General features: G+C 71.2%; 26 protein-coding genes. 14 read left to right on the top strand and 12 right to left on the bottom strand.

Annotated features, from left to right (window positions below; genetic code table 11):
- Positions 1-2: 2 nt before the first annotated feature.
- Positions 3-3362 carry an AMP-binding protein gene (locus ABGB18_RS01435; RefSeq protein WP_347693427.1) on the bottom strand — a complete coding sequence of 1120 codons (3360 nt, stop codon included), beginning with the start codon at positions 3360-3362 and terminating at the stop codon, positions 3-5.
- 119 nt (positions 3363-3481) lie between these two features.
- On the opposite strand from ABGB18_RS01435, the gene ABGB18_RS01440 reads away from it, so the two are divergent.
- Positions 3482-3766 (top strand): phosphopantetheine-binding protein, encoded by a 285-nt coding sequence (locus ABGB18_RS01440; protein WP_347693428.1) that lies wholly within the window; start codon positions 3482-3484, stop codon positions 3764-3766.
- Between the two features lie 92 nt (positions 3767-3858).
- Here ABGB18_RS01440 and ABGB18_RS01445 read toward each other — a convergent pair whose 3' ends face one another.
- From ABGB18_RS01445 to ABGB18_RS01455, 3 genes are read right to left on the bottom strand one after another with little or no spacing between them, the layout of a single operon-like run.
- Positions 3859-4584, bottom strand: a complete 726-nt coding sequence (locus ABGB18_RS01445; protein ID WP_347693429.1) for an alpha/beta hydrolase — start codon at positions 4582-4584, stop codon at positions 3859-3861.
- 29 nt (positions 4585-4613) lie between these two features.
- Positions 4614-5390 (bottom strand): 4'-phosphopantetheinyl transferase superfamily protein, encoded by a 777-nt coding sequence (locus tag ABGB18_RS01450; protein WP_347693430.1) that lies wholly within the window; start codon positions 5388-5390, stop codon positions 4614-4616.
- Positions 5387-5632, bottom strand: coding sequence for a hypothetical protein (locus ABGB18_RS01455; protein ID WP_347693431.1), 246 nt, complete (start codon positions 5630-5632; stop codon positions 5387-5389). The genes ABGB18_RS01450 and ABGB18_RS01455 overlap by 4 nt, the downstream gene beginning before the upstream one ends.
- A 273-nt stretch (positions 5633-5905) precedes the next feature.
- Between ABGB18_RS01455 and ABGB18_RS01460 the strand changes: the two genes are divergently transcribed.
- Positions 5906-7972: a tetratricopeptide repeat protein gene (locus ABGB18_RS01460; RefSeq protein ID WP_347693432.1), complete on the top strand. Its 2067-nt coding sequence runs from the start codon at positions 5906-5908 to the stop codon at positions 7970-7972.
- Between the two features lie 44 nt (positions 7973-8016).
- Here ABGB18_RS01460 and ABGB18_RS01465 read toward each other — a convergent pair whose 3' ends face one another.
- Positions 8017-9105, bottom strand: a complete 1089-nt coding sequence (locus tag ABGB18_RS01465) for an ABC transporter substrate-binding protein (protein ID WP_347693433.1) — start codon at positions 9103-9105, stop codon at positions 8017-8019.
- A complete protein-coding gene (locus ABGB18_RS01470; RefSeq protein WP_347693434.1) occupies positions 9102-9635 on the bottom strand; it encodes a SigE family RNA polymerase sigma factor in 534 nt (177 codons plus the stop codon). Before ABGB18_RS01470 ends, ABGB18_RS01465 begins: the two co-directional genes overlap by 4 nt.
- A gap of 191 nt (positions 9636-9826) precedes the next feature.
- On the opposite strand from ABGB18_RS01470, the gene ABGB18_RS01475 reads away from it, so the two are divergent.
- Both ABGB18_RS01475 and ABGB18_RS01480 read left to right on the top strand, forming a co-directional pair.
- Entirely contained in the window at positions 9827-10765 is a 939-nt protein-coding gene (locus ABGB18_RS01475) for a sulfite exporter TauE/SafE family protein (RefSeq protein ID WP_347693435.1), read from the top strand.
- Between the two features lie 53 nt (positions 10766-10818).
- A complete protein-coding gene (locus ABGB18_RS01480) occupies positions 10819-11289 on the top strand; it encodes an Rrf2 family transcriptional regulator (protein WP_347693436.1) in 471 nt (156 codons plus the stop codon).
- Here ABGB18_RS01480 and ABGB18_RS01485 read toward each other — a convergent pair.
- Together ABGB18_RS01485 and ABGB18_RS01490 are read right to left on the bottom strand one after the other, a co-directional pair.
- A complete protein-coding gene (locus ABGB18_RS01485; RefSeq protein ID WP_347693437.1) occupies positions 11238-13946 on the bottom strand; it encodes a WD40 repeat domain-containing protein in 2709 nt (902 codons plus the stop codon). The genes ABGB18_RS01480 and ABGB18_RS01485 overlap by 52 nt on opposite strands.
- Before the next feature lie 21 nt (positions 13947-13967).
- Complete coding sequence (locus ABGB18_RS01490) at positions 13968-15740, bottom strand: DNA/RNA non-specific endonuclease (RefSeq protein ID WP_347694284.1); 1773 nt, start codon at positions 15738-15740, stop codon at positions 13968-13970.
- A 378-nt stretch (positions 15741-16118) separates the two neighbouring features.
- On the opposite strand from ABGB18_RS01490, the gene ABGB18_RS01495 reads away from it, so the two are divergent.
- From ABGB18_RS01495 to ABGB18_RS01530, 8 genes are all read left to right on the top strand, one after another.
- Positions 16119-16463, top strand: a complete 345-nt coding sequence (locus ABGB18_RS01495) for a rhodanese-like domain-containing protein (protein ID WP_347693438.1) — start codon at positions 16119-16121, stop codon at positions 16461-16463.
- Complete coding sequence (locus tag ABGB18_RS01500) at positions 16453-17808, top strand: MFS transporter (RefSeq protein ID WP_347693439.1); 1356 nt, start codon at positions 16453-16455, stop codon at positions 17806-17808. The genes ABGB18_RS01495 and ABGB18_RS01500 overlap by 11 nt, the downstream gene beginning before the upstream one ends.
- A gap of 492 nt (positions 17809-18300) precedes the next feature.
- Positions 18301-18693: a metalloregulator ArsR/SmtB family transcription factor gene (locus ABGB18_RS01505; RefSeq protein ID WP_347693440.1), complete on the top strand. Its 393-nt coding sequence runs from the start codon at positions 18301-18303 to the stop codon at positions 18691-18693.
- A complete protein-coding gene (locus ABGB18_RS01510) occupies positions 18690-19403 on the top strand; it encodes a cation transporter (RefSeq protein ID WP_347693441.1) in 714 nt (237 codons plus the stop codon). The genes ABGB18_RS01505 and ABGB18_RS01510 overlap by 4 nt, the downstream gene beginning before the upstream one ends.
- Positions 19404-19669: 266 nt before the next feature.
- Positions 19670-20167: a GNAT family N-acetyltransferase gene (locus ABGB18_RS01515; RefSeq protein WP_347693442.1), complete on the top strand. Its 498-nt coding sequence runs from the start codon at positions 19670-19672 to the stop codon at positions 20165-20167.
- Positions 20168-20694: 527 nt separating this feature from the next.
- Positions 20695-20880, top strand: a complete 186-nt coding sequence (locus ABGB18_RS01520) for a DUF4236 domain-containing protein (RefSeq protein WP_347693443.1) — start codon at positions 20695-20697, stop codon at positions 20878-20880.
- A gap of 455 nt (positions 20881-21335) precedes the next feature.
- Positions 21336-22127 carry an SAM-dependent methyltransferase gene (locus tag ABGB18_RS01525; protein WP_347693444.1) on the top strand — a complete coding sequence of 264 codons (792 nt, stop codon included), beginning with the start codon at positions 21336-21338 and terminating at the stop codon, positions 22125-22127.
- 105 nt (positions 22128-22232) lie between these two features.
- Positions 22233-22697: a hypothetical protein gene (locus tag ABGB18_RS01530; RefSeq protein WP_347693445.1), complete on the top strand. Its 465-nt coding sequence runs from the start codon at positions 22233-22235 to the stop codon at positions 22695-22697.
- 193 nt (positions 22698-22890) lie between these two features.
- Here ABGB18_RS01530 and ABGB18_RS01535 read toward each other — a convergent pair whose 3' ends face one another.
- The 4 genes from ABGB18_RS01535 to ABGB18_RS01550 form a co-directional block, all read right to left on the bottom strand.
- Complete coding sequence (locus ABGB18_RS01535; protein ID WP_347693446.1) at positions 22891-23157, bottom strand: hypothetical protein; 267 nt, start codon at positions 23155-23157, stop codon at positions 22891-22893.
- Between the two features lie 139 nt (positions 23158-23296).
- On the bottom strand, positions 23297-24679 hold the full coding sequence (locus tag ABGB18_RS01540; RefSeq protein WP_347693447.1) for a cytochrome b N-terminal domain-containing protein: 1383 nt from the start codon (positions 24677-24679) through the stop codon (positions 23297-23299).
- A 138-nt stretch (positions 24680-24817) separates the two neighbouring features.
- Positions 24818-25162 (bottom strand): hypothetical protein, encoded by a 345-nt coding sequence (locus ABGB18_RS01545; protein ID WP_347693448.1) that lies wholly within the window; start codon positions 25160-25162, stop codon positions 24818-24820.
- 99 nt (positions 25163-25261) lie between these two features.
- The gene (locus ABGB18_RS01550; RefSeq protein ID WP_347693449.1) at positions 25262-25708 is read right to left on the bottom strand and encodes a hypothetical protein; all 447 of its coding nucleotides are present in this window, start codon (positions 25706-25708) and stop codon (positions 25262-25264) included.
- An 80-nt stretch (positions 25709-25788) separates the two neighbouring features.
- Between ABGB18_RS01550 and ABGB18_RS01555 the strand changes: the two genes are divergently transcribed.
- Together ABGB18_RS01555 and ABGB18_RS01560 are read left to right on the top strand one after the other, a co-directional pair.
- Complete coding sequence (locus tag ABGB18_RS01555) at positions 25789-26238, top strand: MarR family transcriptional regulator (protein ID WP_347693450.1); 450 nt, start codon at positions 25789-25791, stop codon at positions 26236-26238.
- 36 nt (positions 26239-26274) lie between these two features.
- Entirely contained in the window at positions 26275-26898 is a 624-nt protein-coding gene (locus ABGB18_RS01560; RefSeq protein ID WP_347693452.1) for a TetR family transcriptional regulator, read from the top strand.
- Positions 26899-26945: the final 47 nt, after the last annotated feature.

Here is a 26945-nt window from a genome sequence, read left to right on the forward strand (position 1 = left end):
CCTCACCCCTTCATGGGTTGGTTGGCATGGGCATCGGAAGTCGCGTCAGAAGTCATCGCCTCGACCAGGGCGGCGAGCGCAGCCAGGGAGGGGGCGGCGAAGCAGGCGTGGAGCGCGGGCCGTACGCCGAAGCGTTCGCTGATCTCGCCGGCCAGCAGGGGCAGCAGCAGCGAGTGCCCGCCCGCCGCGAAGAACGTGTCCTCCGCGCTGACGCCCTCGGCCCCCAGCAGCTCCGACCAGATCTCCGCCATGCGCCGCTCCGCCGGCGTGCGCGGCGGGCGCGCCGCCCTGGGCCTGGCCGGCGCCGGCAGCCGCCCTCTGTCGATCTTGCCGGCCAGGTTGCGCGGCAGCCGGTCGCTCATGACGGTGAACGTGGCCGGCAGGGTCAGCTTGCCGAACCGCCGCCGCAGGTGGGCCCGCCACACGTCCGGCGCCCCTCCCTCGCGGGGCACCACGTAGACGGCCAGCCTGGTGACCAGCCCCTCGTGGTTGGCGACGGCGACCGCGGCGCTCTCCGCCACGCTCTCGTGCGCGTTCAGCGCGGCCTCGACGTCGCTGAGCTCGAACCGGTTGCCGAGCAGCTTGACCTGGAAGTCCTTGCGGCCGCGGAACTCCAGCAGCCCGTCCCAGCGCCGGCGCCCCAGGTCTCCGGTGCGGTAACTCGCCACGGGAGCCAGGCCGCGCAGCGGCTGGAACGCGGGATGGCCGCCGTTCCGCGCCGAACCGAGGTAGCCCGGGGTGACGTACGGCGTGCGGATCACGATCTCGCCCGTCACGCCCGCCGGGCAGGGCCGGTCCCGCTCGTCCACCACGAGGACCTGCCGCCCGGGGATGGGCCGCCCGATCGGGACCGGGCCGCGGGCCGGGCCGTCGATCTCGTGCCAGGTGGCCGCGATCGTCTCCGTCGGGCCGTAGAGGTTGAGCAGCCTGGTGTGCGGCAGCCGCGCCCGCAGCGCGTTCGCCAGCTCCTCCGGCAACGCCTCGCCCATCAGCAGCAGGTGGCCGAGCGAGTCCAGCCGACAGGCCGGCCCTCGGTCCTCGATCACGTACAGCAGCTCCCTGGCGAAGCTGGGGATGAGCTGGATGTGCGTGATCCGCTGGTCGATCAGCCAGTCGACCAGCTTGTCGGGGTTCAACCGGATCGCCGGGGGGATCGGGCACAGCGTCCCGCCGCCGACCAGCGTCGCGAAGACCTCGCACAGCGCCGGGTCGTGCTCGGGCGCCACCCACTGGGCCACCCGCGCCCCCGCCCCCATCCGGAACTCCTCCGCCATCCAGGCGACGAACTGGGCGAGAGCGCCGTGGGTCTGGGCGATGCCCTTGGGCTTACCGGTGGATCCGGAGGTGTAGGCGACATAGGCCCGATCCCCCGGCCCACCCCGCCATGTCTCGGGTCCCGCGGGCCCTTCGGGTCGCTCAGCGGTGCCGAGGGACGGGAGGCCGGCCACCCGGCCGCCCGCCTCGTCGCGGTACCAGGCGGCCAGGTCGTCACCGTCGGCCGCTTCTTCCCGGTCCAGCAGGAGGAAGGCGGGCCGCAGGTCGTCGAGCACCGCCTTGCCGCGCTCACCCGCGTCGGTGGTGCCGAACCAGACCACGTGCGCCCCGGCCGCCAGCATCGCGAGCAGCGCGACATAGGGCCCGGGCCCCGGCGCCAGCCGGACGGCGACGGCCGTGCCGGGCGGCGCCGGTGCCGTGGCGGGGGTTGTGCCGGGCAGCGCCGGTGCGGTGGCGGCGGTGGCGGCGGCGTGGGCCTGGGCGACCAGGTCACGGTAGGTGATCGCGGTGCCTTCCCAGGAGATGGCGATCGCGTCCGGATGCCGTTCCGCCTGTTGTCGTACGAGCTGGTGAACCGGCGGCGGGGCGGGCGCCGCCGGTGCGATGCCGTCGGCGGCGGCGACGCCCGCCGCGATCGTGGCCTCGTCCTCGACGGGCAGCGTGTCCAGCGGCAGGCCGGGCTCGGCCAGCGCGGCGGCCAGCAGGGTACGGAGGTGATCGAGCACGGCGCCCGCCGTCGACCGGTCGAACAGGGCGGCGCGGTAGGTCAGGGAGCCGCTCGCTCCGCCCTCGTCCACCGTGAGCGTGAGGTCGGCCCAGGTCGCGCCGCCGCCGAGATGGTGGCGGCGCACCGTGGCCCCGGCCAGGCGCAGCTCGGCCTCCGGCGCGGCCGGGACCAGGACCACCTGGCACAGCGGTAGCCGGCGGCCGGTGTCGAGCCGGCGTGTCAGCTCCGTGATCGGCAGCCACCGGCGGGCGAGTGCCTCACCCACCAGCCCGGCGGCTCCCCTCACTGCCTCGCGGAAGACCAGATCAGCGGGCACCTCGGCACCGAGCACCAGCAGATTGTGAAAGGCCCCGATCCCGGCCTCCTGGATGGCGGGCGTGGTCACGGCTTCCCGGGCGGTGGGCCGGGTTGAGGCGAGCACGCCGACGGCCACCCGGTCCTCGCCGCCGTAGCGGCGCAGCAGGCCCTGTAGAGCGGCCAGCACCACGACCCACGGGTCGGTGCCCGCCGTGCCGGCCATGGCGCGCAGGCCCGAGCGGACCTCGTCACCCCAGTCGAAGCGGATCGTGCCGCCGTGGAAGGAGGGCTCTGACCGCTCCGGGCGGTCCGCGGGCAGCTCCAGCCGCGGCGGGAACGGCGTCAGCGCCCTGACCCACCAGTCGAGCATGTCGGGGGGAGCGGGTGAAAACCCGCCAGACCGCGAGGGCTCGCCCGGAAGCGCGGCGGCGGTGCCATCGGCGGGAACCTCGTCCGGGCTCCCAGCAGCGGGGAACTCGTCCGGGCCTGCTGTGGCGGGAGCCTCGGCCGGGCCCTCGCCGGAAGGGTCGTCGCCCGCGTACGCCGTGCTGAGGCCCTCCGCGAGGAGGGACATCGAGTGCTCGTCGGCGATGGCCCTGTGCAGGGCGAGCAGCAGTATGTGGTCGGTCTCGCCGAGCCGGAGCAGGGTCGCCCTGGCCGGCGGGGCCTCGGCCGGGTCGGCCGGGGTCAGCGCCTCGATGGCGAGCAGGTGGTCGAGCCGTGACAGGTCCGTGCCGGTGAGATCGGCGAAGGTCAGCGGCGGACCTTCCGGGGCGACGTGGCGCGACAGTTCGCCGTGCACTTCCGCGAATGTGGTGCGCAGGGCGGCGTGCTCGCGGAGCATCGCCTGCCAGGCCGCGCGCAACGCCTCGATCCGCAGATCACCCGTAATTCGATAAACCCGGAATATCTGGTGCGCCGGCGATTCCGGGAAAAGGCGATGCATGAAGCACGCCTCGGCCTCGGCAGGTGAGGTCGGGGCGGATCCGGCGTCAGCACCACGGAATTCATCGGTCACCACGCTCCGCATTCTGCGGTCCGCGAGCCGGGCGGTGCTTCTCATAAGCTGCGCAATCGCACAGCCGCAGAGCAATCCCAAAGATGCGCCCGCGGGCGGCACGCCCAACGATGGTCGAAGGGTAGTCGGCCCACCCCAGCCACACACGCATAGGAGCGTTTCGGATGACGGTTAACCACCCGAGCGAGCCGAGTCTCTCCACCGTCGAGCAGCAGGTCGAGCAGATTTGGCGTTACGTGCTCCGCATGCCGCAGGACCAGGAGGACGCCACGTTCTTCGAACTGCAGGGCCAGTCGGTGTCCGCCATTCGCATCGCGTCGCGGATCGAGGACGAGCTGGGTATCAGGATCGACGCCGGCAGCCTGTTCGAGAACCCCTCCATGAAGGAATTCATCTGGTCGGTGACCGAGCAGGTCAAGAGTTCCGCGCAGCCGGGCGACGAGCGTTAGAGCCGCCGCCCCGCGCGATTGATCTGGCCCTCCGCAACCCCGCCACTGCCACACCTGCGGAGGGCCATCGCGCTGTCCCCCATCGCCGGGTCCTAGCCACGCTGGCCCGCGATGTCGTCGAGCAGGGAGACCACCTCCCTCGGAGCCGACACCATGGGCCAGTGGCCGGTGTCCAGCGAGTGGAACGTCCAGAACCCCTCGTCGCGCATGGACTGGACGTCCGCCGAGAGCAGGCCGCCGAAGTGCTCCATCTGGCACACCACGTATGAGGCGCACAGCCGGTTGAGGGGCCGGCTCATCCTGACCGGCTCGCTGATCGTCCGCCCGGGATGGCCGACGGACCGCTCGGCGAGCCGCCGGGCCTGCGCGAGCGTCAGATCCTGGCCGTCGGCCATCACCTCGGGATCCGGCACGGGCCAGCGGCCCCGGTGCAGGGTGATCAACTCCAGCTCGCTCGTGTGCTGTGAGCGGGGAAAGGCGTTCAGCATGGACTTGCCGTCATGAGGCAGGAAACCCTCGACGAACACCGTACGGACCACCCGCTCGGGCGCGCGGTCGGCCACCTGGGCGGCGACCAGCCCGCCGTAGCTGTGGCCCACGAGGATGGCGTCGCGCAGATCCAGCTTCTCCAGCACTGAGAGCACGTCGTCCACGTGCGTCTCCGGCCCGATGTCGGAGACGTCCGCGTACGGGTCGTCAAGACCGGACAACGTGATCGGGTACGCCTCATGACCGAGGGCGCGCAGCCCCCGGGTCACGTGCTCCCACACCCAGGCCCCCATCCACGGGCCCGGCACCAGGACAAAAGAGCTACTCATGACAGTGACCTCCTACTCACTACACCACGTCACGCGGCCTGGCGCTCGAAAGCGGGGGTAAGGAACCGGTCGGCGTACTTCTGGGTGACGGTGGCGGGCTCGGGACTGAGCAGGGCGACGACGGCCCGGTAATCGGGTCCCGCGTCCAGCGGCTGCAGGCCGACGGTGCTCGGCGGCACCTCGATCGGCCAGGCCAGCAGGGCGGGCGGCGTGTCCGGGTGGCTGACGTGCACCTGGTCGGGCGGGATGCGCAGGCCGTGCCCCGTGGCCTTGAGCGCCGCCTCCTTGCACACCCACATGCGGGTGAAGGCGGCGTGCTGAAGGTGCGGGGGCATCCAGCGCAGCACCGCCCGTTCGCCCGGTGACAGGGCGCTGCCCGCCAGCTCGTCGATCGGCACGTCGGGGATCAGCTCCACGTCGACCCCGACGGGGGCGACGGAAGTCAGAGCCACCGCGATGCGGTCCGCGGAATGCGACACGGAGACGTACAGGCTCTCCATGCCGCGGGTGCGGATGCGCGGCTTGCCGTGCGGCTTGCCGCAGTCGGGACAGCTTCGGTCGACGGGCACGTCCTCGGGCTCGGTGCCGAGCTGGGCCGCCGCCTTGGTACGCAGCAGCCAGCAGGCGGTCAGGAACCGCCGCCGGTCATCCTCGTTGAGGTACCGCTCGGCCCTGGCCCGCTCGTGCCCGTCCAGTGCCTCGGCCAGCTCGTCCTCGGAGCGGTTGCGTGGATCCGCCCACCACACCCTGCATTCGTTGGCGCCCAGCACCAGTTCCGGCATGATCTCCTCCTTACTTCTGGTCATGGCAGGGGGCGGCAGGCCACCAGGACCCATTCCTGGTTTGCCGGGTCGGCGAATAACTCCTGCACTTCGTTGTCGATGTGTTCGGACCTGTCGGCGTGCACGTGCACGATGATGTCTCCGATGGCCTGCCGCAAATATGTTCGCCAGTGCCCGGGCAGGGCCGCGAGCACTCGGATTCCGTCGATCGGGGAATTCGGGATCCCCGTTCCGTCGTTCCTGCGTATGGTCAGTTCAAGTCCCATGGACGGGCCGCCTTCCGGGGGTCGGGGAATAATGGAATGGGCGGCGATCTGTATTCTTTTTCAATCGTTTCCAGTGATTCCTTGGTGGGCTTTCTTGGCACATTCCAACTGTGCGGGCCGGGGCGCCGGGAAACCAGGCGAAAGGGCGGCAGCATGCTGCAGGCGGGCTGACCGCATGCGGACAGGCCGGCCGCAAGACGGCACGGGACCGGTAGCCGCGACCGCCTGTCATGCGTTTTCCTCGAAGCAAGGGACGTACCAGGAGGAGGCGCGTTGAAGGTCCACCAGGCGAATGACCCGCTGGCGCTGGGCGTCCACCCCAGCGTCCTGGCCGAGCTCGGCGGGGTGCCCACCTATGTGCCGCGTGACGTGGACCCGCAGGTGTGCCGGCACCTGGCGGCGGGCGGCTTCGTGCTGCTGGTCGGCGACTCGGCCGCCGGCAAGTCGCGTACGGCCTACGAGGCGATGCGTGCCACCCTCCCCGGCCACCAGCTCTTCGCGCCGGCCCCCGGCCTGGGCAGGGATGCCATGGCGGGGCTGGTCGACCGCATGGTCGAGTCGCCGGGCGCGGTGCTGTGGCTGGACGACCTGGAGCGCTTCCTGCTGGCGGACGCGGTGACGTCCGCCCAGGTGGTCCGCATCCTGCGTGCGCCCGGCCACCTGGCCGTCATCGCGACGATCCGCCGGATGGCCGAGGCGCGGCTGGTCGAGAGCGTGCAGGGCCGGGACGATGTGCGCGGACTGGCCGGGCACGCCGCCCACGTGCTCACCGAGGCGCAGCGGATCTCGCTGCCCCGCCTGTTCACCCCGGCCGAGCTGGAGCGGGCCTTGCACGTGCCCGACGGGCGGGTCGCCGACGCGTTGAAGGTGAGCAGCGCGTACGGTGTCGCCGAGTTCCTCTCGGCGGGCCCCGAGCTGCGCGAGGAGTTCGAGCACGGCTGCCTGACCGGGCACGCGCGCGGCATGGCCCTCGTGGGCGCCGCGCTCGACTGCCGCCGTGCCGGCTACCTGTCACCGCTTCCCAGGGAACTGCTCGAAGCCCTGCACGACGCCGGGGGCGCCGAGGCGGAGCCGATGGCGGAGGCCTGGTCCTGGGCGACGCTGCCCAGGACCACCGCCGCGATGCTGCGGCCGGTCACCGGCGACACCTTCGAGGTGTCCGAATACCTGGCCGACGTGGACCAGCTCCATCAGGACGAATACGTGCCCGACCGGGCGATCGCCACGATGCTGGAGTACGCCACCATGAAGGACTCGCTGGCCCTCGGCGACAGGCTCCGTGCTCAGGGACGCCACAGATCCGCCGCGCACGCCTACCGGCACGCCATCACGCTGGCCAGGGACGAGCTCGGCGACGCCCACCCGGACACGCTCGCCTTCCGCGACGCCCTGGCCGGCACGCTGCGCACGCTCGGGCAGCCGGCCGAGGCCGAGGCCGAGTACCGCGAGTTGCTCGGCATCCGGCGCAGGCGGCTCGGCGAGACGCACCCGCACACGCTGGCCAGCCGCAACCACCTGGCGCTGGTGCTGCGCGAGCTGGGGCGGCTGGAGGAGGCGGAGACCGAGCACCGCACGGTGCTGGAGGTCTGCCGGCTGACGCTCGGCGACGACCACCCCAACACGCTGACCAGCCGCGACAACCTGGCCTCCGTGGTGGGGGAGCGCGGCCGGCTGGAGGAGGCGCAGAGCGAGCACCGCGCCGTGCTGGAGGCGCGCCGGGTGCTGCTCGGCGACACGCACCCGCACACGCTGGCCACCCGTAACAACCTGGCGCTGGTGTTGCGCGCGCTCGGCCACCTCACGTACGCCGAGGCCGAGTACCGGGCCGTGCTGCAGGCCCGCCGCCAACTGCTCGGCGACGAGCACCCCGACACGCTGGCCAGCCGCAACAACCTGGCCCGGGCGCACAGCGAGCTCGGCTGGCAGGCGGGGGCCGAGGCCGAGCACCGGGCGGTGCTGGAGACACGCCGCCGGATCCTGGGCGAGGAGCACCCCGACACGCTGGCGAGCTGGGGCAACCTCGCCCAGCTCCTCGGCGACATGGGACGGCTGGAGGAGGCCAGGAACGAGCACCGCGCGGTCCTGGAGGTCCGCCGCCGGGTTCTGGGCGACGAGCACCCCCACACGCTGATCAACCAGAGCAACCTGGCCCTGGTGCTGCACGGCCTGGGCCGGCTGGAGGAGGCCGAGGCCAAGCACCGGGCGGTGCTGGAGGCGCGCCGCAGGCTCCTGGGCGACGAGCACCCGAGCACCTCGGCCAGCCGTGGCAACCTGGCCCGGACGCTACGCGCTCTCGGCCACCTGGACGAGGCCGAGAGCCTGGAACTGTACGCCCCCTGACCCCGTCGGCCGGCGGACCTCCGTACGGAGGCGCCGTCGGCCGCCTATTCGCCGGACGCGACGATGCTCCGCACGTCGAAGCTCTTCCTCAGGAACGTGTACCGCCGCGCCATATCGGCCAGCCGTTGCAGCCCCCGCACGTCCAGTTCGGCCGGATAGGTCCCGAGGGCTACCCGATCGAGGTCGCCCGCCGTGACCTTCAGGTACTGGGGCAGCACGGCCACGGCCTGCGCCGGGTCGCTCGCGATCAGGCGCCGCGCCTTGGCGAGCGCGCGCTGGAAGGCGGCCAGCGTCCGGGGATTGGCCCGGATCCAATCCGCTTCGGCCGTCCACCCGGCGCTGGGCAGCCCCGCGACCTCCCCGGTCATCAGCTTCTGCAGCACCCGCGCACGCCCCTGATGCACGCTCGCGGCGACGAACGGCTCGGGCAGGAGGGCGGCCTGGTACTTCCCGTCGTCCAGCCCGCCGACCATGTCGGTATCCTGCTGGATCACCAGCTTGGCGTCATACCGGTCCAGTCCGGCTCGCTTCATCATGGCGACCAGGGAGAGCGCCCCCAGCCCGGAGGGGTTCGTGACGGCGATCCTCTTGCCCTTGAGGTCGGCCACGGTCCTGATCCCGGATCCGGGCCTGACCACGAGGGCCAGGCTTCCGGGCTCGGCCTGGTGCAGGCCGCCGACGATTTTCAGGTCGATTCCCCGAATCTGCTGGCTCACCAAGAACGATGAGACGTAGTCGGTCTGGGCGAGATCGATCGTTCCCCCGCCCAGCTCGGGCAGGACGGCCATGACGGTCGGCTTGACGACGGGCCGTACCGTCAGCCCCTCCGCCGCGAAATACCCCTTGCTTCGGGCCACGTACAGCGGCGCCGCCTCCGCGCCGGCCTCCACGCTGACGTCGATCACACTCTGCTCGGGTGGCGCCACGGGGCGGGCGGCGTCCGGCGCGTCGTGCCGCGGCAGCAGCCGGATCGTGACCGTGCCGGCCAGCACGGTGACGACGACCACGGCGGCCGCGGCGACCGCCATGAGGTTGCGCCGCCTGCGCCGGTAGACCTCGATCGCCCGGACCCCCAGGTCCCGCTCGGGGACGTCGTCCGCGATGCGGCCGAGTTCGTCGCCTAGCCAGGTCATCGGCGTGCCTCCTCGATCTCGGATGGCGTGTCCAGGGCGGGCAGCCTGGGTGCCAGTTCGGGTGCCAGCGCGCGCAGGCGGGCCAGGGCGTGATGGGTCTGGCTCTTCACGGTGCCGACCGAGCAGCCCAGCAGGTCGGCGACGTCGCGTTCCGTACGGTCCTCGTAGTAGCGCAGGACGAGCACCGCGCGCTGCTTGGGCGTCAGCCGCATGAGCGCCTGGTGCAGGACGACCCGCAGGACGGTGGAGTCCTCGGGCGAGAAGGCGCGCTCGGGCGTGCTCGCGCTGGGCACCTCACTGGAGGCGCGCCGCCGGCGCCACGAGGTGTACTGGTTCACCATGGCCCTTCGGGCATAGGCCTCCGGCCAGTCGACGTCCCGTAATTTCGGCCACCGCCCGAACATGCGAACCAGCACGCTCTGCACGAGGTCCTCGGCAAGGTGGACATCGCCGGTCAGCAGGTATGCCAGGCGCAGCAGCCGATGTTGATGCTCATCGGCGAATGCTTGGAAGCCGGCATTGCGCTCCAAAATGAATCTCCTCCTGTCAGTAACCTCCAGACGCTGTGGCCTCGGCAGAAGGTTGGCACTCCGGAGCGGGCAGATCAGCGCGCTGGCGAGGGAGGGCAGGACGACGAAGGGCACGGGAGCCTATTGACGGGGCTTGGATCTCCATACATCCTTATACCTACTTATTAAGTAGAGAAAGAGGAGTTGGGATCGTGCGAGCGCTCATCCTGCTCGGGCTGGTCGGCCTCGCGGCCCAGCTCGTCGACGGCAGTCTGGGGATGGCCTACGGCGTCACCTCGACCACGCTTCTGCTGGCCATCGGCACCAACGCGGCGGCCGCCTCCGCCACGGTGCACCTGGCCGAGATCGGCACCACGCTCGCCTCGGGCATCTCCCACTGGCGTTTCGGCAATGTCGACTGGAAAGTCGTCGCCAAGATCGGCATTCCCGGAGCGGTCGGGGCCTTCGCCGGGGCCACGTTCCTGTCCAGCCTGTCGACCGAGCTCGCCGCCCCGGTCATGTCGCTCATCCTGCTGGTCCTGGGCGTGTACATCCTGATCCGCTTCACCGCCTTCGGCCTGCCGCGCGGCAACCTGGGCAAGCCGCTGCGCAGGCGTTTCCTGACGCCGCTCGGCCTGGTGGCCGGCTTCGTGGACGCGACCGGCGGCGGTGGCTGGGGGCCGGTCGGCACGCCCGCCATCCTGGCCAGCGGCCGGATGGCCCCGCGCAAGGTGATCGGCTCGATCGACGCGAGCGAGTTCCTCGTCGCCATCGCCGCCAGCATCGGCTTCTTCGTCGGCATCGGCTCGGAGAACATCAACTTCGCCTGGGTCGGCGTGCTGCTGCTCGGCGGGATCATCGCCGCGCCGATCGCCGCCTGGCTGGTGCGGCACATCCCGCCGCGCATCCTGGGCTCGGCCGTGGGCGGCATCATCGTGCTGACCAACGTACGCACCCTGCTGCGCAGCGACTGGGTCAGCGCCTCCGACGGCGTGCAGACGGTCGTGTACGTGGCCATCGCCGTCATCTGGGTCGCCGCCATCGCCTACTCGGTGCGTGAATACCGCCGCGACAAGGCCAGTGAGTCCGTCGAGTCCGTCGAGGCCGAGCTGCGCGCCCAGACCGCCAAGGAGGAGCAGGCCTCCGCATGAGGCCGCACCGGGCCCGGCCTCGTCAGGGCCGGGCACGTGGTGCTTCCACGCCTATGAGAATCTCCGCCAGAACCCAGTACGCACTCACCGCGATGCTCGCCCTGGCCGCCGTCGACGGCCCGCTGCGAGCCGGATCGATCGCCGTCTCGCAGGGCATCCCGCGCCGCTTCTGCGACAACATCCTGCTCCAGTTGCGCCGCTCGGGGCTCATCCACAGCCAGCGCGGCGCGGACGGCGGCTACTGGCTGGCCCGCCCCGCCACGGAGATCGCGCTGGCCGACGTCATCCGCGTCACCGAGGGCATGGAACCGGCCGGGCGGCCGCTGCCGAGGGCGGCCGAGCCGCTGGCCGAGATCTGGGCCGGGTTACGCGACCACGAGGACCGGCTGCTGAGCGCGATCACCCTCGCCGACGTCCTGCGGTCCTCGCCCCGGGACGGGGACCGGGCCGCTCACCGAGGATCCGTACGGCCTCACCAGGGATCGAGGTCGACACCCGTGGTGACGACGCGCAGGGCCGAATAGGCGACCCACGGCCGGTCGTGGGAGGCGATGCCGCCGCGGTACGGCATCGGCAGCTCGGGGAGCAGGGCGAGCACCGCGCTCAGGTGGCGGCATTCGGCGGCCGTGAGGGCGAGGCCGGCGGTGGGGTGCTGGCGGCGGGCCGGGGGCGTGCGGAGCAGCTCGGCGCGTGCCCGGGAGAGGGCCTCGACGTCCGCGCCGCCGGGCCCGGCCGGACGGCCGTGCGCGGCGTTGCGTTCCGCGATCGGCAGATCCTCCTCCACCGAGCAGTCGTGGCGGTCGCCCCAGTACGCGAGCAGCCCCGGCAGGCCGTGCTCGACGAGGAGCTGCCGCGCTTTCCAACCCCGGAACCAGCCCTCATCGGAGCGGAGCAACTCCTCGGCGAGGTCCACCTCGCCCTTGCGCAGCAGGTAGCCCAGGAACGGGACGCCGACGTCGTCGCCGGCCGCGCCGGTCCCCTCGGCGAGCAGAGCCCGCGCCTCGTCCGCCCGTCGGCATTCCATCAGCGCCCGGACGATCGGGAGCGCGTGGTCCCTGTCGCCGTGGTTCTCGCGGACCTTCTCCCGTGCCCGGTCGAACCAGGCCCCGGCGCGTTCGCCGTCGCCCAGCAGCGCGTAGGCGGCGCCCACGCAGCCCGCCGTCGCAGGGGACTCACCCCACATGCCCTCATAAGCCGCTTCGTACGGCGCGAACACGGAACGCGCGTCGTCCTCCAGGCCCGAGGACGCGAGGAGCATGGCCACCTCGGCGGCGACGCGGGGCCGGCGGCGTTCGAGGCACGTCCCGATCAGTTCCAGCGCCCCGGCCGTCTCCCCGCGCAGCGCCCTGATCACGGCCGCGACGTGGAGCGCCGCGCCGGCCCAGGTGTTGGCCCGGTCGACCCCGTACTCCACGACCGTCTCCCGGAAGGCGCGGAAGAGATCTTCCATGGTCGCGGTGTCGGGCGGCGGCCACTCCTGGGGACCCGGCTCCGGCGGCTGGCCGAGGAAGGGCTCAAGGTATTCGCGCAGCGGCTCGGGCACGCGTCCGGCCGCGGCGGCCGCGTCGGGGACGACCTCCAGCTCTCCCCAGTGCACCGGCCAGGCGAAGCGCCGGTCGACCGCCCAGGCGAGGGTCGCGGCCAGGTCGTCCTCCCGCCCGGGAGGCGCGATCACGACCCCCGGGAGCAGGGCGGCGGCCCACGTCTCGTCGTCCAGGGCGAACGCCGGGTTGGGCTCGGGATACATGTCCGCCCCGAAATCCTCCTGGCCCAGCACCAGGGGACGCGGCCAGAGCGGCTGCCGCAGCAGCGTGAAGTCGCCGATCACCTCGCCGGAGTCCGCGCGCAGGAACCGCAGCACCTTCGGGCCCAGCGTCACGAGCACGCCGTCGGCGCCCCAGTGCACTCCCAGGGCCCCCTCGGGCGCCTCGAAGGAGGCGAGCCGTTCGCCGCCCTCGTCGCCGAGCGACCAGATCTCGACGCGGCCCTCGGCGGTCAGGCACGCGGCCCGGTCGCCGTCCGGCTCCCAGGCCCAGGGCCGTACGTCCAGCGCGTAACCCGGCTGCCGCGGCGCGAGGTCGAGGTCATAGCGGTGCCGTCCGGTGCCGTCCACGACGCCGACCCGGGAACCGCATTCGACGACCGCCAGGCGCGCGCCCCAGGACATGAACGTCACTTTGCCGTATCCGGGTCCCTCGGACAGCCGCCGGCCGGTCAGCGCGTCCGCGATCACCAGGTTGCCGCCGTGGTGGAAGGCGAGGAGGCGTTCGTCCGGGCTCCATTCGGCGCACGGCCAGTCGTGGTTCCGGTCACCCTCGGTCATCCATATGACGCGGCCCGACTCGGCGTCGATCGAGCAGACCCGCCCGTCGTACAGGTTCCCGTAGAGCCGCCGGCCGTCTCGCGACCAGACGACCCTTTCGAGGACGAACCGGTCCTCGTCGTCTTCGCCTTCATCCTCATCCTCGTCGTACCACTCGTCGTCCTCCGCGCCTTCGTGCTCCTCGTGTTCTCCGTCCGACAGCGGCTTGATCCTGGGGTCGTGCGGCCAGACGGCGCCGTCGTCCAGCGGGACGACGGCGCCGTGGGCGCCGGGATCAGCCTCCTGGCGCACGTAGGCGTGCTCGCCGTCGGGCGCGAAGGCGAACGGATCCGGACGCCCCGAGTAGGTGAGGCGGGCGGTCCCGACGGGCTCGTTGTCCTCGCCGAACGGGTCCCAGACGCCCACGTTGTTCGACCGGTAGACCACGGCGAGGCGCGACTCGTCCGCCGACCACTGGATGACCTCACCGTAGCCGGGCCAGCCGATCCCGCCCACGATCCAGTCGATGACGTTGACACACCGTCCGGTCGTCACCTCCCAGATCTGCAGGGTGGCTCCGCGCTCGTAGTCGTCGCCGCCGAAGTCGCCCACCGCCAGATACCGGCCGGCCGGGCTGAGCGCCTGAGCGGTGAGCTCCACCTGGTGGACGTCCGGATGGCGCAGCAGCGCGCCACGCTCCAGGATCCGCTCGGTCGCGTAGCGGTGCGCGCCGACGACACCGTGGCGCCGCTCCAGGTCCACGAGCGCGGCGCGCAGCGGAACGAGGTCGCGTTCCGGGACGAACGCGCCCCAGTCCACGGCCCGCAGCGCCTCCTCGAACGCCTCCGGCCCGTTCTCGGGTGAGTCGGTGATCTTCATGGCAAGCGATGGTAGGAGAGATCACCGACATCCGGACGCCACTCCGCGATCATCACCACCACCACCCACCGCGCGGGGCAGCGGCCGGGGGTCGCAACTGGAGCTGGCGTGGGTCGGAGATCTCCTTCGGGTGACCGCCGCCTCCATGCGGTCGAAGGGGTCGGCCGCGGCCAGGCCGTCGAACGACAGCCCGGTGAGGCCCTCGATCCGCCGCACCGGCACCTGGAAGGTCCGGTACTCGCCGTACGAGAAGTCTTCCGGCGCGACCTCCAGGCCGTCGATGAGCCGCTCCTGGCTGAGCAGATATCCGGTGGCGGACAGCTCGCCGTTCCGCTTCACCATGATGACCACCTTCCAGAACTGGCGGGGCAGCTGAACCCCCCGGTACTGCTCGTCGTCCTCGGCCAGGACCGGCCCCGTGAAGACACTCACCTTGAGGTCCCGGTTGTCGGCGTTCTCCAGGATGTAGTCCTCCAGCCCGGCCCAGGTCGTCTTGTTCTGGTTGAAGTCCTGGTGCTGCGGGGTGCGGTTGGTGAAGTGGAAGGTGTCGTCGTTGGCCAGCTTGGCGACCCCTCGGGAGGCTCCCCACGCGGGGTCCAGGCGGCGGACCAGGTGACCCCGGTCGAGCGGGTTGGCACGGTAGACCTCCTCACCGGCCTGCTCCTCCTCGGCCACGCGCGGGTCGAACGACCAGTGGTCCGGCTCCCTGCGCAGCCGGACGCTGACATTGCCGTCGATGTTGACCGCCGTGAAGAACGCCAGCCGCCGCCGCTTGTTCAGAATCACGCTGAAGTGGTGGTAGGGCAGCACGCACGGGGGATCGGCGGCCGACGGCGAGCGGTTGACCGCCGCCAACGGCACCAGGCCGGGACGCAGGACGGGCAGCGGGACGCGATGGCCCGCGGCGAGGAAGCCCGGGTCGTAGCCCACGCGGGTGGAGTAGTCGGGATCGATGGCGATCGCCTCCTGCGCCGGCGACTGCCCGCGCGGATCGGTCACCTCGCACCGGATGTGCAGGTCGAACGGCACCATGACCGCGAGGGACCGCGCCGTCCCGCCGGCGGCAGGCCACGCCGTTCCGTCGGACTCCGCTCCGGCGCGTACCGGCCCGTCGGGCGTGGGCCGCGCCGTTCCGCCGGCGAGCACCAGGGGGGCCGTCCCGCCGAGCGCCGGGTGCGCCTGCGTGGGCGTGGTGCCCGGCAGGGTGACGCGGTCGGCGAACACCCTGTCGAGCAGCGCCTGCTGGGCGGCGGGGAGCCGCTGGTCGTGGAGGAAGGCGAGCAGCCGGCTCACCCTGATCCCCTCGTTGAGGATGCCGCCGAGCTCTTCCCGCCCGGGCACGGGCACGCTCGCGTGATGCAGCGCGACGATCTCCCACTGGTCGTTGAAGACCGGGGAGCCGGAGGAGCCCGGATCGGTGTCGGTCGCGTAGTGCAGGAACAGGTCCTCGACGTCGACGATCCGGTTCTCGCGCAGGGCGATCTGCTTCTTGTCGCCGCGCGGGTGCTGGGTGATCGTCACGAAGTCCCCGGCGATCGCCTTGCCCTCCGCCTCCACCAGCCGGTTGAACCCGAACGACGCCAACTGCGCCCCGCTCGCCCTGACGGCCACCAGCGCGATGTCCAGCCGCTCGTCGGCGAGGAAGAACCGGCCCGGGTCCAGCGGCGGGCCCTGCGGCGGCAGCGGCCGGCCGTCGAGGCCGTCCTGGTATGACCAGCGCGAACCCAGATCGCCGGCTGGGCACGGCCCCAGGACGCCCTCCGGTGCAGATGGACATGATGCGCGCGCCCCGATCGTAGGCTCGGTTCAGCGCGGCGATCAGCTCGGGTGAAGGGTCGGCGGTGACGTCGGGCACGCCGGGCACGATGACCGTCTCGGCGGCGGCGAAGGTGTCCAGGCCATAGGGCGTATGCAGGCTCGCCCCGCCGATGACGCGCACCGGGCCGGGCACTTCTGCGCAAATGGTCAGCTCGTACCACGGCACATCGAACTCCGGCCTGGACAGGCCGAACACTTCGGTGACGATGCCCATCTCGAAGACCGACATGCCGTCGTACGCGAGTACCGAAACGGTCCGCCCTCGCTGAGTTGGGTAAGCGTGGCGGGATCTTAGCGCACAGCGTCACTAGCGCCACTGGTGACGTCAGCAGGCCTGGAACGAGGATCCCTTCCATGTCATCCGTGCTTTCCCCACCGCCGGCATCGCCCGAGCAGGCCATCGCCCACTTCGCCGCCAAACTGGCCTACGAAACCGATGTCAGCGACGTCCACACCGACTTGGAGGCCGGTACGCCGGGGCCTGTCGTGGCGATCACCTACTGCTGGGGGCCGGGCTGCAATGGCGCCACCCGGGCCGCGCTGGAGTTCGCCAGGCTCGGCTACCAGGTCAAGGAGATGATCGGCGGCTACGAGTATGGGGTGCGCGAGGGCTTCCTGGCACGCATCGTGAACGGCCTGCGGCCGCGCCAGGTGGACGACCTGACCGCGGTCCCCACGGGAGTGGCGTGTGGCTGCTGAGCCGACGACCCGGCAGATCCCACTCGGCCGGGCCTTGTCATCTGAGAGTCGGCGCAGGTGGAGGGACTTCCGGCTACTTTGGGGTGGCCAGAGCGTCAGTCTTCTCGGTGATCAGGTCTTTCTGCTGGCTTTGCCGCTCGTTGCCGTCGAAGCGCTGCACGCGAGCACCATGCAGGTCGCCGTGCTTTCGGCGGTGAGCAAGGCGCCGTTCCTGCTGATTGGCCTGCCCGCCGGAGTCTGGGTGGCCCGACTGGGTCTGCGACGATCCATGATCGGCGCCGACGTGACACGCGGCCTGGCCGTGCTTTCACTGCCGCTCGCGGCATGGGCTGGTGCTCTCGGCTTTCCGCACCTGCTCCTCGCCGCGTCGGTCACCGGTGCCGCCATGGTGTTCTTCCAGGTGGCGTACCAGTCGTATCCGCCGGTGTTGATCAGCGATGATCGGCGGTTGCACGCCGCCAACACCCGGTTGTCGTTTTCCGAGTCGACGGCGCTACTCATCGGCCCCGGCCTGGCCGGCTTGGTCATCAGTGTGGTCGGTGCAGCACGAGCCCTGCTCGTCGATGCCACGAGCTACTTGGCCAGTGTGCTGACCATTCTCGCGATCCGCCACGGTGAGGAATCCCTCACAACTCCGACGCGCCATCCCTTGTGGAAGGAGGTGGGCACTGGGCTGCGTTACGTCGCCGTCCATCCCCTCCTTCGGCCCATCATGGTCTGCGGCGCCGTCTACAACCTCGGCGTGGCCATGTACGACTCGCTACTGGTCGTGTTCGCCGTCCGTCAGTTGCACCTGAGCCCATCGGTCCTCGGCCTCTCCATCGCCATCGGTGGCGCGGGATTTCCCCTGGGCAGCCTGCTGGCGCGACGACTCGCCGACCGTGTCGGCATCGGCCCATCGCTCACGCTGGCCGGGATTCCTTCCGTGCTCGGGCTCGCGATCGCCGCCGGCGCCGACGGCCACCTGTCAGTGCTGCTGCTGGCCACCGGAACCTTCGTCAACGGGGTCGGCCAAGGGGTTTTCGCCGTCAACGCGCTCACCATCCGACACCTCGCGACCCCACCCGAGATGACCACTCTCGCCACCGCAGTACACAGGACAGTGACCTGGGGCATGCTGCCAATCGGCTCGACCATTGCCGGAGTTGTCGGCACTGTGTTCGACCTGCGCGCCGCCATGCTCACTGCCGCCGGCACCGCCACACTGTGCATGATCCCGCTCCTGGCCCGATCCATGCGGCGAACTCGCCAACTCACAAGACTCACCGGACGATCACAGCCAGATCATCAGGGAAAGCTAGATGGCTCACAAACACCTGATGGAGGCTCAGGAGAGCCAAGATGATGTTTCGCGGGCGCCTGGCCCGGTCCGCCGGCGTCTGGGACACACGGGGCATCGGCGGATTGCTGGAGTTGATGACGACGAGCCGTCTACGCCGCATCGGTCGGCCCGGAACCCGGCCGCACGCCCGTCGCCGCTTGCGCGCGGCGGCGCGCCTGAGTGCCCGGGTACGAACTCCGACTGGCCGACGGGCGCGAGCCGGAGCCCAGCGCAGGCGATGCGTACGCGACCATGAACGCTCATCCGAGCAACACGAGGCCATGGTCCTGTGGGCGATGATCATCCTCATGGGACGACGACTCGCACGATCCGCCTCTCCCAAGTCGCCCTGACGATCAGTTTGTACACGGGCCCCAAACGCGGCCCGTGAGGGCGACCACCTGATCCACTGACCTGGTCATGAACGCCCACGTGAGCCCGGCGGTCCGGGCGACTGATTCCGGGAAGTGAGTGCCGCTGGGCGGTATGTTCGCGTATTCGCGCTATCATCGCCACATGGCGATTGATAATGTCACCGGCGGTGGGCGATGCGTCAGCGCCGGCATCGCGGCCGGCATCTCCCCGGCGGCGGCGCTCTTCCACTCCCTGGCCGATGAGACGCGGCTGCGCATCGTGCGTCGCCTGGCCTGCGGCGAGGCACGGGTGGTGGACCTGACCGCCGAGCTCGGACTGGCCCAGTCGACCGTGTCCAAGCACCTGGCCTGCCTGCGCGACTGCGACCTGGTCACCTACCGGGCCGAGGGACGCCAGTCCTTCTACAGCCTGACCCGTCCCGAACTGATGGACCTGCTGTCCTCCGCCGAGCACCTGCTGGCCGCCACCGGCCACACCGTGGCACTACGTCCCGGCACTGAAGGCGCTCCCCTCACAGAGGAGCAGGTGTCGTGACGGCGCTCAACCTGCCCGCCGCCCTGTCCCCGGGCCGGCGGGCCTCGCTGCGGCGCCGGATCCGGCTGCTGGTCGCCGCCACCATCACCTACAACGTGATCGAAGCGGCCGTGGCCCTCACCGCCGGCACCATCGCCTCCTCGTCGGCGCTGATCGGCTTCGGTCTCGACTCGGTCGTCGAGGTGGCCTCCGCCGCCGCGGTGGCCTGGCAGTTCTCGGCCGCCGATCACGAGCGCCGGGAGAAGGCGGCGCTGCGCGTGATCGCGCTGTCCTTCTTCGCCCTGGCCGCCTACGTGAGCATCGACGCCATCCGGGCGCTCCTCGGCGTGGGCGAGGCCGCCCATTCCACACCCGGCCTGATCCTGGCCGCGCTGTCGCTGATCGTCATGCCGTTCCTGTCGTACGCCCAGCGGCGCGCGGGCCGCGAGCTGGGCTCGGTCTCGACGGTGGCCGACTCCAAGCAGACCCTGCTGTGCACCTACCTGTCCGCGGTGCTGCTGGCCGGGCTGGCCCTCAACAGCCTGTTCGGCTGGTCCTGGGCCGACCCGATCGCCGCCCTGGTGATCGCCGCCGTCGCCGTCAAGGAAGGCCGCGAAGCCTGGAGAGGCGACGCCTGCTGCGCCGCCCCCGCCCCCTTCACCGAGGCCACCCCGGCCGGCGGATGCGCCGACGATTGCTGCTCACCCGCCAAGGAGCCCCCTCGGCGATAGGTGCCGGTGCGGCGGGCCGAGATCACCGGCCGGCCTTGGGGTTCGACGGCCAGCCGCGCCCGATCCTGCCGTGCCCGATCCTGCCGTGCCCGCTTCCGCCGTGCCCGCTTCCGCCGCGCCCGATGCCGCCAGCGCGGCATCGGCACCCCACACCCCGCCGCCCGCCACGGTGACCGCCGTCGCACCCGCGCCGGCCAGCCCCCGACGGCTCACCGCCCCGCCGAGCGGTGGGCGGCCCGAGATCGTCGCTCGCCTACAGTGTCCGGATGGATATCCGAGAAGGGCGCGACGGCGACGCCGGCCTCGTGCTGGCCATGTTCGACAGCGCCGTGGCGTGGCTGGCCTCCCAGGGACGCACCGGCCAGTGGGGGAGCCGCCCCTTCACCGGCGACGACCGCCGCACCCGGCAGATCACCGGCTGGGTGGACGGCGGCGGCATGCGCATCGCCGAACTCGACGGCAGCCCCGCCGGGTGCATCGTCGTCGGTGCCGCCCACGACTACGTCACCCCGGCCCCCGAACCCGAGCTGTACGTCCAGGCCCTCGTCACCGACCGCCGCCACGCCGGCCACGGCGTCGGCCGCCACCTGCTCGAATGGGCGGTCCACGAAGCCCGCGACCGCGGCGTCGGCCTGGTACGCGTCGACTGCTACGCCGGCGACGACGGCCGGCTGGTGGCCTACTACGAGAGCTGCGGCTTCACCCGGGCCCAGCCGTTCACCGTGGGGGACTGGCCCGGCATGATCCTCCAGCGCCGCCCCTGAACGATCCCACGGCAGGTCACCAGCGCAGGAGCACGGGCCCGGCGCTCACCCCGCTCGCCACGCCCACCAGGACGACCGCCTTCTACCAGGGCGTGCTTTTACGAACTGCTCGGCGTCGAGCCGGTCAAGGTCCTGCCCGATCCCCGGTACGCCAACTGGGACGTCGCCGGCCAGGCGGCCCTCGTCCGGTACGGCCGCGAGACCATCACGAAGGTGACCGGCTCACCAGACCCGGGTCCGGCCGGGGACACGGCGATGCTGGTCATGAAGATGGACGACGTGGACAAGGCCGCCGGCTGCCTCGTCCGGCACGGGCGATCCAGGTCGCGCCACCCCAGGATCGCCCGGAGTGGACGCCCGGCCTGCGTACCGCGCACCTGCGTGATCCGGAGTCCAACCTGATCGAGCTCCAGTCGTACTGACCACGCGGCGGCAGCGCGTGCGCAGGGAGAGGTTTACTGAATCCGATATATCGCGCCCTGGCTGGGTAGCTGGAGATCCTTGCGATCTCAATGGAGGAAGGCGATATGGGCTGGAGCTACCGAAAGTCGATCAAGTTCGGCCCGTTCCGGCTGAACCTGTCCCGTCGTGGCGTGGGACACAGCTGGGGCAACCGGCTGTTCCGAGTCACCCGGGGGGCGGACGGGCGCCGGACCGTGTCGGTCAACCTGCCCGGCGGCTTCCACTGGCGCAAGACGCACAGCGGGCGCTGACCACTCGGGATACCGGGGCCGGAGGCTCGCCTCCGGCCCTTCCCCGTGCCCGCGCGAGATCGAACTCGAAGATCTGCCGCCCTTCACACCACGGCGAAATGAGAACCCGACGCTCCGGCACATCCCGGCGATCGTCACGTCCGAACGCGCCGGCAATGACCGCGCGTTTTCGATGCGGAGTTCCGTGACATAGTCGATGAACCTCCGCACCGTCGTCGTCGCACAGCCTGGACGCGGACGCGGACGCGGACGACGAGGACGATCGCCTGCGATCGCCGTACCGATGCGCGCGACCGGAAAGGCTCGTGCCCGTCGGCGCGGGCGGAACCACCGCACAGTCCCACGACATCGGGGCGACCCCGGTCGCGCCCGCGACGGCAGATCAGCCGCGCCGGTGGACGCGTCTGGTGGTGGAGCGTCGTCCGCCGGTCCTGGGGCCGTTAACCTTCATGGTCATGGATCACGACGAGAAGCCCCCCGCAGGTGTCGATCCGACCGTGCCGAGCATCGCCCGCGTCTATGATTATTGGCTGGGCGGAAAAGACAACTTCGCCGCCGACCGGGAAATGGGCGACCGGGTCAAGGCCGTCGTGCCCGAGATGCCGTTGATGGCCTATCACAACCGGTCGTTCCTTCGCCGGGTGGTGCGGTTCCTGGCCGGGGAGGCGGGCGTCGGGCGGTTCCTCGACCTGGGCGCGGGTTTGCCGACGATGGAGAACGTGCACGAGGTAGCGCGGCAGGTGAATCCGGCGGCCGCAGTCGTCTATGTGGACAACGACCCGGTGGCGCTGGCGCACGCGCGGGCGCTGCTGGCCACGACGGGCGACGCGTACGTGGTGGACGGCGACCTTTACCGGCCCGAGCCGATCCTGGCGGAGGCGGACTCCCTGATGGGCCTCGACCGGCCCGTCGCGGTGATGATGCTGGCGATGCTGCACTTCGTGCCGGACGAGGACGCCCACCGGATCGTCCGCACGGTGATGGACGCGGTGCCGCCGGGATCGTACCTGGTCCTCAGCCACATCGGCGACACTCCGCAACTCCGGAAGGCCGCGGGCTTCTACAGCGCCTCGGGGACGGGGGCGGTGCTCCGCTCGCCCGAGCGGATCGCCGAGTTCCTGGACGGGCTGGAGCCGGTGTCCCCGGGGGTGGTGCCGCTGCCGGAGTGGCGTCCGGATGAGACGCTTCTGGAGAAGGATCGCATGGCGGGGACGGCGGCGATCTGCGGGGTGGGGCGTAAGCGCTGACGCGCACGCGCGCCTGGCGGCCTTTCGCGCCGTTTTGGGCGCAACTCCTCACGCATTAAGCAGACCCCGAACCCCTCATGCTGCGAACCTGGGGTGCGTTGAACGGTGAACGAATGGATGGGGGTGCTCGCGGTGGCGTATCGGCTCAATTTCTTCTGCAGGGCGGGCGAGCAGGCAGGCCAGGTCGCGCTGGAACGTCTGCTCGACGACCTGCTCGCCTCCGGCGATCCCCTCCTGGGGAAGTGGCAGGGTCCGTTCAATTCCGATGAGGTGGCCGCGTGTTCCCTGGCCACGAGGGGTCCCGCCGGGCAGGCGCTCGCCGACTGGCTGACGCTGGAGGTCCACGCGGGTGACGCGTTCATCGCGGAGTCGGTGATGAGTGCGGACCCGCAGGACGAACACGGCATCTGGGGATGCGACCTGATTGCCACGATCATCCTCAACGGCACTTTCCCGGACCGGGCCCTCGTCAACCGGATCTGGGCGGCGCTGGTCAAGCTCTGGTCGGCCGTCCCATGGGATGAGACGTCGGGTTTCGAGGTCGCAGGCGGCGCCCCGGACCTGAGGTGAGCCCGGAGCCGCCGGCGGTGCTCCGGGCTTTGGGCGGGTGAGCTGCGGGCCTGCGGCGGTGCTCCGGGCTTGGGGGTGAGCTCGGGATGCGGCGGTGCTCCGGGTCCGTACGGGCCCGAGGCCCCGGCGGCGCACCACCACGCGAACGGGCACCGTCCATCGCCTGGACGGTGCCCGTTGCCGGCCCTCCGGCTCAGACCCGGCGCTCGTCCACGCCCACGGCGCCGACGCCGGTGCCGAGGCGGCCGCAGACGCCCTGCGACTGCCCCGTGCGCCCCGGCCCGATCGTGACCCACTCCCCGACGACGTCAGGGGCCCAGCCGCAGGTGATCACGGCCCGGAACCGCCAGGTCTGGCCGGTGTGGTTGGAGCACAACGCACCGGGCAAGCCGCTGAGCCCGGTGATCCGGCGAACCTCGGCCTGCCGGACGGCCGCCGGTACATCGGGGACGGCGGCCACGTCGCCGCAGGCGTGGATGTCGGGTCGACCAGCACGATCTCCGCGCCGCCGGCCACCCCGCGCGACAGGGTACGCGCCGCCTGATAGCCGGCGACCCCGGCTCCGACGATCACCACCCGGGGCCTGTTCGGTGCCATCGTCATCTGCCCGAGGTGATCGCCGGTTCCCGCCGCGCCGGCTCCAGCCGCTCGTGGAAGCCGCCGTCCGGGGACCGCGTGATGATCCCGGTCTCCACCCCGTGCTCGGCCACGTGGCGATCCGTCTGCTGCAGCGCGAGGCAGATCCACCGGGTGACGGCGAAGGCGATGACGGGGCCGATGACCACGGCGTACCTGAAGAAGATCGTCACGGTCTCGACGGTGAGGTGGAACTGGTGGGCGAGCTGGTCGTTGGCCGCGGCCGCCCACAGCAGGCCGTAGAACGTGACGCCGGCGACCGCGATCGCCGTCTTCACCGGCGTCTCGCGCGGCCGGTCGAGCAGGTCGCGCGCGTGCCCCTCGCGGTTCATGCGGCTCGTGGTCTTGGGCCGTCCCAGCGCGTCGCGGCGGCCGCGCCGCGCGAGCAGGAGGCGCTCGGCCGTCGGGTACGCGGCCAGAGCGGTGAAGAAGACCCCTGGTACCACCAGCGTGGGGACGAGGACCGCGAGGCTGAGCGTGTAGTCCCCGAGGGTGAGCTCCCACCCGGGCATGATCCGGATGGCGCCGTCGAGGAACCCCATGTACCAGTCGGGGACCGAGCCCGCCGAGCTCTGCGTCGGCTTGGCGGGACCGTACAGCCAGATGGGGGCGATCTGGAAGCCGAACCCGAGGATGATCAGCGTGCCGATCGTCGTGACCGCCATCAACGGGCGGGCGCCCCGCCGCGCCGGCAGCGAGGCGACGAACCGGGAGTGGCCGTGCCGCCGCACCAGCAGCGCACGGGCGACCAGCAGCCCGGCGATCACGGCCGCGACCAGCAGGTGCCCCCCGTACAGGACCGGGATGACCTGGTCGCCGGGAAAGTCCGGGCCGAACAGCAGCGACAGCGCCCAGTTCCCCACCACGGGGATGGACTGCGCGACCGACATGATCAGCCACAGGCTCCCGCCGGACAGCAGGTCGTCGGGCAGGGCGTTACCCGTCTCGCCCGCGGCCATGCCCAGCGCCAGCAGCGTCACCCAGATCAGCCACTGCCCGGTGCGCGGGCGGCGGAACGCGCCGGTGAGGAACATCCGCAGCAGTTGCAGGACGACGGCCGCCACGAAGACGAGCGCCGCCCAGTGGTGGACCTGTCGGATGAGCAGGCCGCCGCGTACCTCCAGGCTCAGGTGCATGGTCGAGTCGAAGGCCTTGCTGACGAGGAGCCCGCGCAGCGGGCCGTACGAGCCGTCGTAGGTCACCTGGGACATGCCGGGGTCGTAGAACACCATCAGCACCGCCCCGGTCACCGCCAGGACGACGAACGACCAGAGAGCCATTTCCGCGAACAGGAACGACCAGTGGGAGAACTGAAAGGAGCGGCGTTTGGCCGGCAGCGAAAGCATGTGAGCCCCCTATTCTTGCCTCACTCACAAGACGGATAGGGCTGTGCGCGTGTGACGGCGATCAGGCGCCGGCGACGGTGATTCGCGTCACTGCCATCGGGCCCTTCGCCTGGCCCGCGTGACCGCCGCCGGGGTGGGTCAGGCCGGACGGGTCCGCCACCACGGTACGAGCTGGACGACGCTGAACGCCGCCTCGACGACGAAGAACAGCCACAGCACTCCCGTGACGCCCTGGGCCAGCGCGTAGACCTGCCACATCGCGAACAGGACGCGTGCCGCGCCGTCGAACAGGCCGTGCACCGGCAGCGGTCTGACGATGCGCAGGAGGGACCACACCACGACGACCGAACCCATCAGGTTGACGTACAGGGTCTGCATGAGGTCGAGGGCGGGCATGGGGTCCAGGCCGAGTGTGCCGGCCGGCGACGACAGCGGCTCGGATTCTCCGTGGCGGAGATCGTCCGGCACGGCGAGGGCCCGCACGACGCGCCGGACCCCGTGGGAGCCCTGTCCGCGCTGCTCGAAGAGAAGATCCAGATCATCGACGAACGCATGGCCGAGTTCGCGCCCTGCGGGCCGAGCTCACCGCGCGGGTCGGCACGGGATGCCCGTCGCGGGCGATCGGTCGGCCAGTCGAGCACCTGACCGAATGAGCCGGGCGGCGAGGACCCCCAGCACGACGATGCAGGTCAGGTCGAACCAGATGCTCAGCGGCGTCAGATCCCCGCGGATCTCCGCGTTGGGCAGGATGAGGGCGAGGAACGTGGTCTTGCCGGCTACGGCGGCCAGGGCGGCCGCGAGCCGCGCCGGTGGGTGGAACGCGCTCCACACGATGGCCGCCCCGAGCAGGAACTGCAGCATGCCCCGGTGCTGCAGCAGGGCCTGCGTCATCGGAGCGGGATCGGAGACCCCGTAGTTCCAGTCGAGGATGCCGATGTTCACGAGGGCGACGGCGGGCAGCGTGGTGATCACGCCGATCAGGATGAGGACGACGCGCAGGGCGGGCTCGCCACGGGAGGACAGCATCATGAGAGCTCCTTCGAGTGACCAATATCCGTCAGTATAGCTGACGATTACTGCCGGGCTTAAGGGCTCTACCATGAGACAGCATGAGCACGCGCGGCGCAGCAGAGCGGATATCCACGGCCACCGGCTACATGCTGGCGCGCCTCGGCGACTTCGCGCGGCAGCGCATCGAGGAGGAGGTCGACCGCTGGGGGCTGACGGGCAAGCAGTTGCGCGTGCTGGCCTACGCGCGCGACGCCGCCATGTCGCAGCGCGATCTGACCGCGCTTGCCCGCATGGACCGCACCACCATGACGGCCGTCATCAACACGCTGGAGCGGCTGCGGTACGTGAGCCGTGTCCGCAACACCGCCGACCGGCGCAAATATCTCATCACGGTGACCGAGGACGGCGCCCGCGTGGTGGAGGAGGTGCTGGCGCACATGGTGAAGGTGGAGGCCGACTTCCTCGGTCCCCTGACGCCTGTTGAGCGCTCGCTGCTGAACAACATGGTCGCCCGCCTGTTCGCCGCGCACGATCACGAATGTGCCTGACCGGATTTTTGCCGAATCAGAAAAGTTTTGAATCCTATGAGCGGGCTGCGAGAGCGGAAGAAACGGGCCACGCGTGAGGCGCTGATGACGGTCGCGCTGCGGCTGGCCCTGGAACGCGGGCCGGAGGGCGTGCGAGTGGAGGATGTCGCCGCCGAGGCCGGAGTCTCGGTCCGGACGTTCAACAACTACTTCGCCGGCAAGTACGAGGCGATGGCCGCAGGCCACACCGACCGGTTCGGGCGGGCCGTGGCGGCGCTGCGTGCCCGGCCTGCCGAGGAGCCTCTGTGGGAGGCTTTGACGCAGGCGATGGTCGAGCCCTGGGAGGGGCACTCGGGTCGCCTGGGCACGACTCCCGATCCCGAGCTGCTGGCGAGTGTTCGCCTCCTTGCCGACGAGCCCGCGGTGCGGGCGGTGTCGATGCGGGCGGTGTCGGCGGCCGACAGCGAGCTGGCCGCGGCGATAGCCGAGCGCACCGGCACCGACGCCGCCCGGGACCTCTACCCGCGCCTGGTCGCGGTCACCGCGACCGCCGCCGTCCAGACAGCCGTCGTGCACTGGCTGCACTCGGACCCGCCGGTGCCGCTCGTCCCGCTCCTGCGCGCCGTCCTGCGCGCACTGGCCGCGGGACTGCCCGACACTGCCCGCCCTGATGTCCCTTGAGGCGTGCGATCGGTGCTTCTTGCGCTGACTCCCCCGCTGGAGCATAT

The sequence above is a fragment of the Nonomuraea sp. B12E4 genome (assembly GCF_039871825.1).
Classification (GTDB): domain Bacteria; phylum Actinomycetota; class Actinomycetes; order Streptosporangiales; family Streptosporangiaceae; genus Nonomuraea.

What these genes read in the sequence shown, in the direction of transcription:
- ABGB18_RS01465 (WP_347693433.1), bottom strand. Translation starts at nt 9,105, where the DNA reads ATGACCTGGCTAGGCGACGAACTCGGCCGCATCGCGGACGACGTCCCC.
- ABGB18_RS01515 (WP_347693442.1), top strand. Translation starts at nt 19,670, where the DNA reads ATGGATATCCGAGAAGGGCGCGACGGCGACGCCGGCCTCGTGCTGGCC.
- ABGB18_RS01525 (WP_347693444.1), top strand. Translation starts at nt 21,336, where the DNA reads ATGGATCACGACGAGAAGCCCCCCGCAGGTGTCGATCCGACCGTGCCG.
- ABGB18_RS01555 (WP_347693450.1), top strand. Translation starts at nt 25,789, where the DNA reads ATGAGCACGCGCGGCGCAGCAGAGCGGATATCCACGGCCACCGGCTAC.
- ABGB18_RS01450 (WP_347693430.1), bottom strand. Translation starts at nt 5,390, where the DNA reads ATGACCAGAAGTAAGGAGGAGATCATGCCGGAACTGGTGCTGGGCGCC.
- ABGB18_RS01520 (WP_347693443.1), top strand. Translation starts at nt 20,695, where the DNA reads ATGGGCTGGAGCTACCGAAAGTCGATCAAGTTCGGCCCGTTCCGGCTG.
- ABGB18_RS01560 (WP_347693452.1), top strand. Translation starts at nt 26,275, where the DNA reads ATGAGCGGGCTGCGAGAGCGGAAGAAACGGGCCACGCGTGAGGCGCTG.
- ABGB18_RS01445 (WP_347693429.1), bottom strand. Translation starts at nt 4,584, where the DNA reads ATGAGTAGCTCTTTTGTCCTGGTGCCGGGCCCGTGGATGGGGGCCTGG.
- ABGB18_RS01435 (WP_347693427.1), bottom strand. Translation starts at nt 3,362, where the DNA reads ATGAGAAGCACCGCCCGGCTCGCGGACCGCAGAATGCGGAGCGTGGTG.
- ABGB18_RS01540 (WP_347693447.1), bottom strand. Translation starts at nt 24,679, where the DNA reads ATGCTTTCGCTGCCGGCCAAACGCCGCTCCTTTCAGTTCTCCCACTGG.
- ABGB18_RS01440 (WP_347693428.1), top strand. Translation starts at nt 3,482, where the DNA reads ATGACGGTTAACCACCCGAGCGAGCCGAGTCTCTCCACCGTCGAGCAG.
- ABGB18_RS01550 (WP_347693449.1), bottom strand. Translation starts at nt 25,708, where the DNA reads ATGATGCTGTCCTCCCGTGGCGAGCCCGCCCTGCGCGTCGTCCTCATC.
- ABGB18_RS01485 (WP_347693437.1), bottom strand. Translation starts at nt 13,946, where the DNA reads ATGAAGATCACCGACTCACCCGAGAACGGGCCGGAGGCGTTCGAGGAG.
- ABGB18_RS01480 (WP_347693436.1), top strand. Translation starts at nt 10,819, where the DNA reads ATGAGAATCTCCGCCAGAACCCAGTACGCACTCACCGCGATGCTCGCC.
- ABGB18_RS01455 (WP_347693431.1), bottom strand. Translation starts at nt 5,632, where the DNA reads ATGGGACTTGAACTGACCATACGCAGGAACGACGGAACGGGGATCCCG.
- ABGB18_RS01505 (WP_347693440.1), top strand. Translation starts at nt 18,301, where the DNA reads ATGGCGATTGATAATGTCACCGGCGGTGGGCGATGCGTCAGCGCCGGC.
- ABGB18_RS01495 (WP_347693438.1), top strand. Translation starts at nt 16,119, where the DNA reads ATGTCATCCGTGCTTTCCCCACCGCCGGCATCGCCCGAGCAGGCCATC.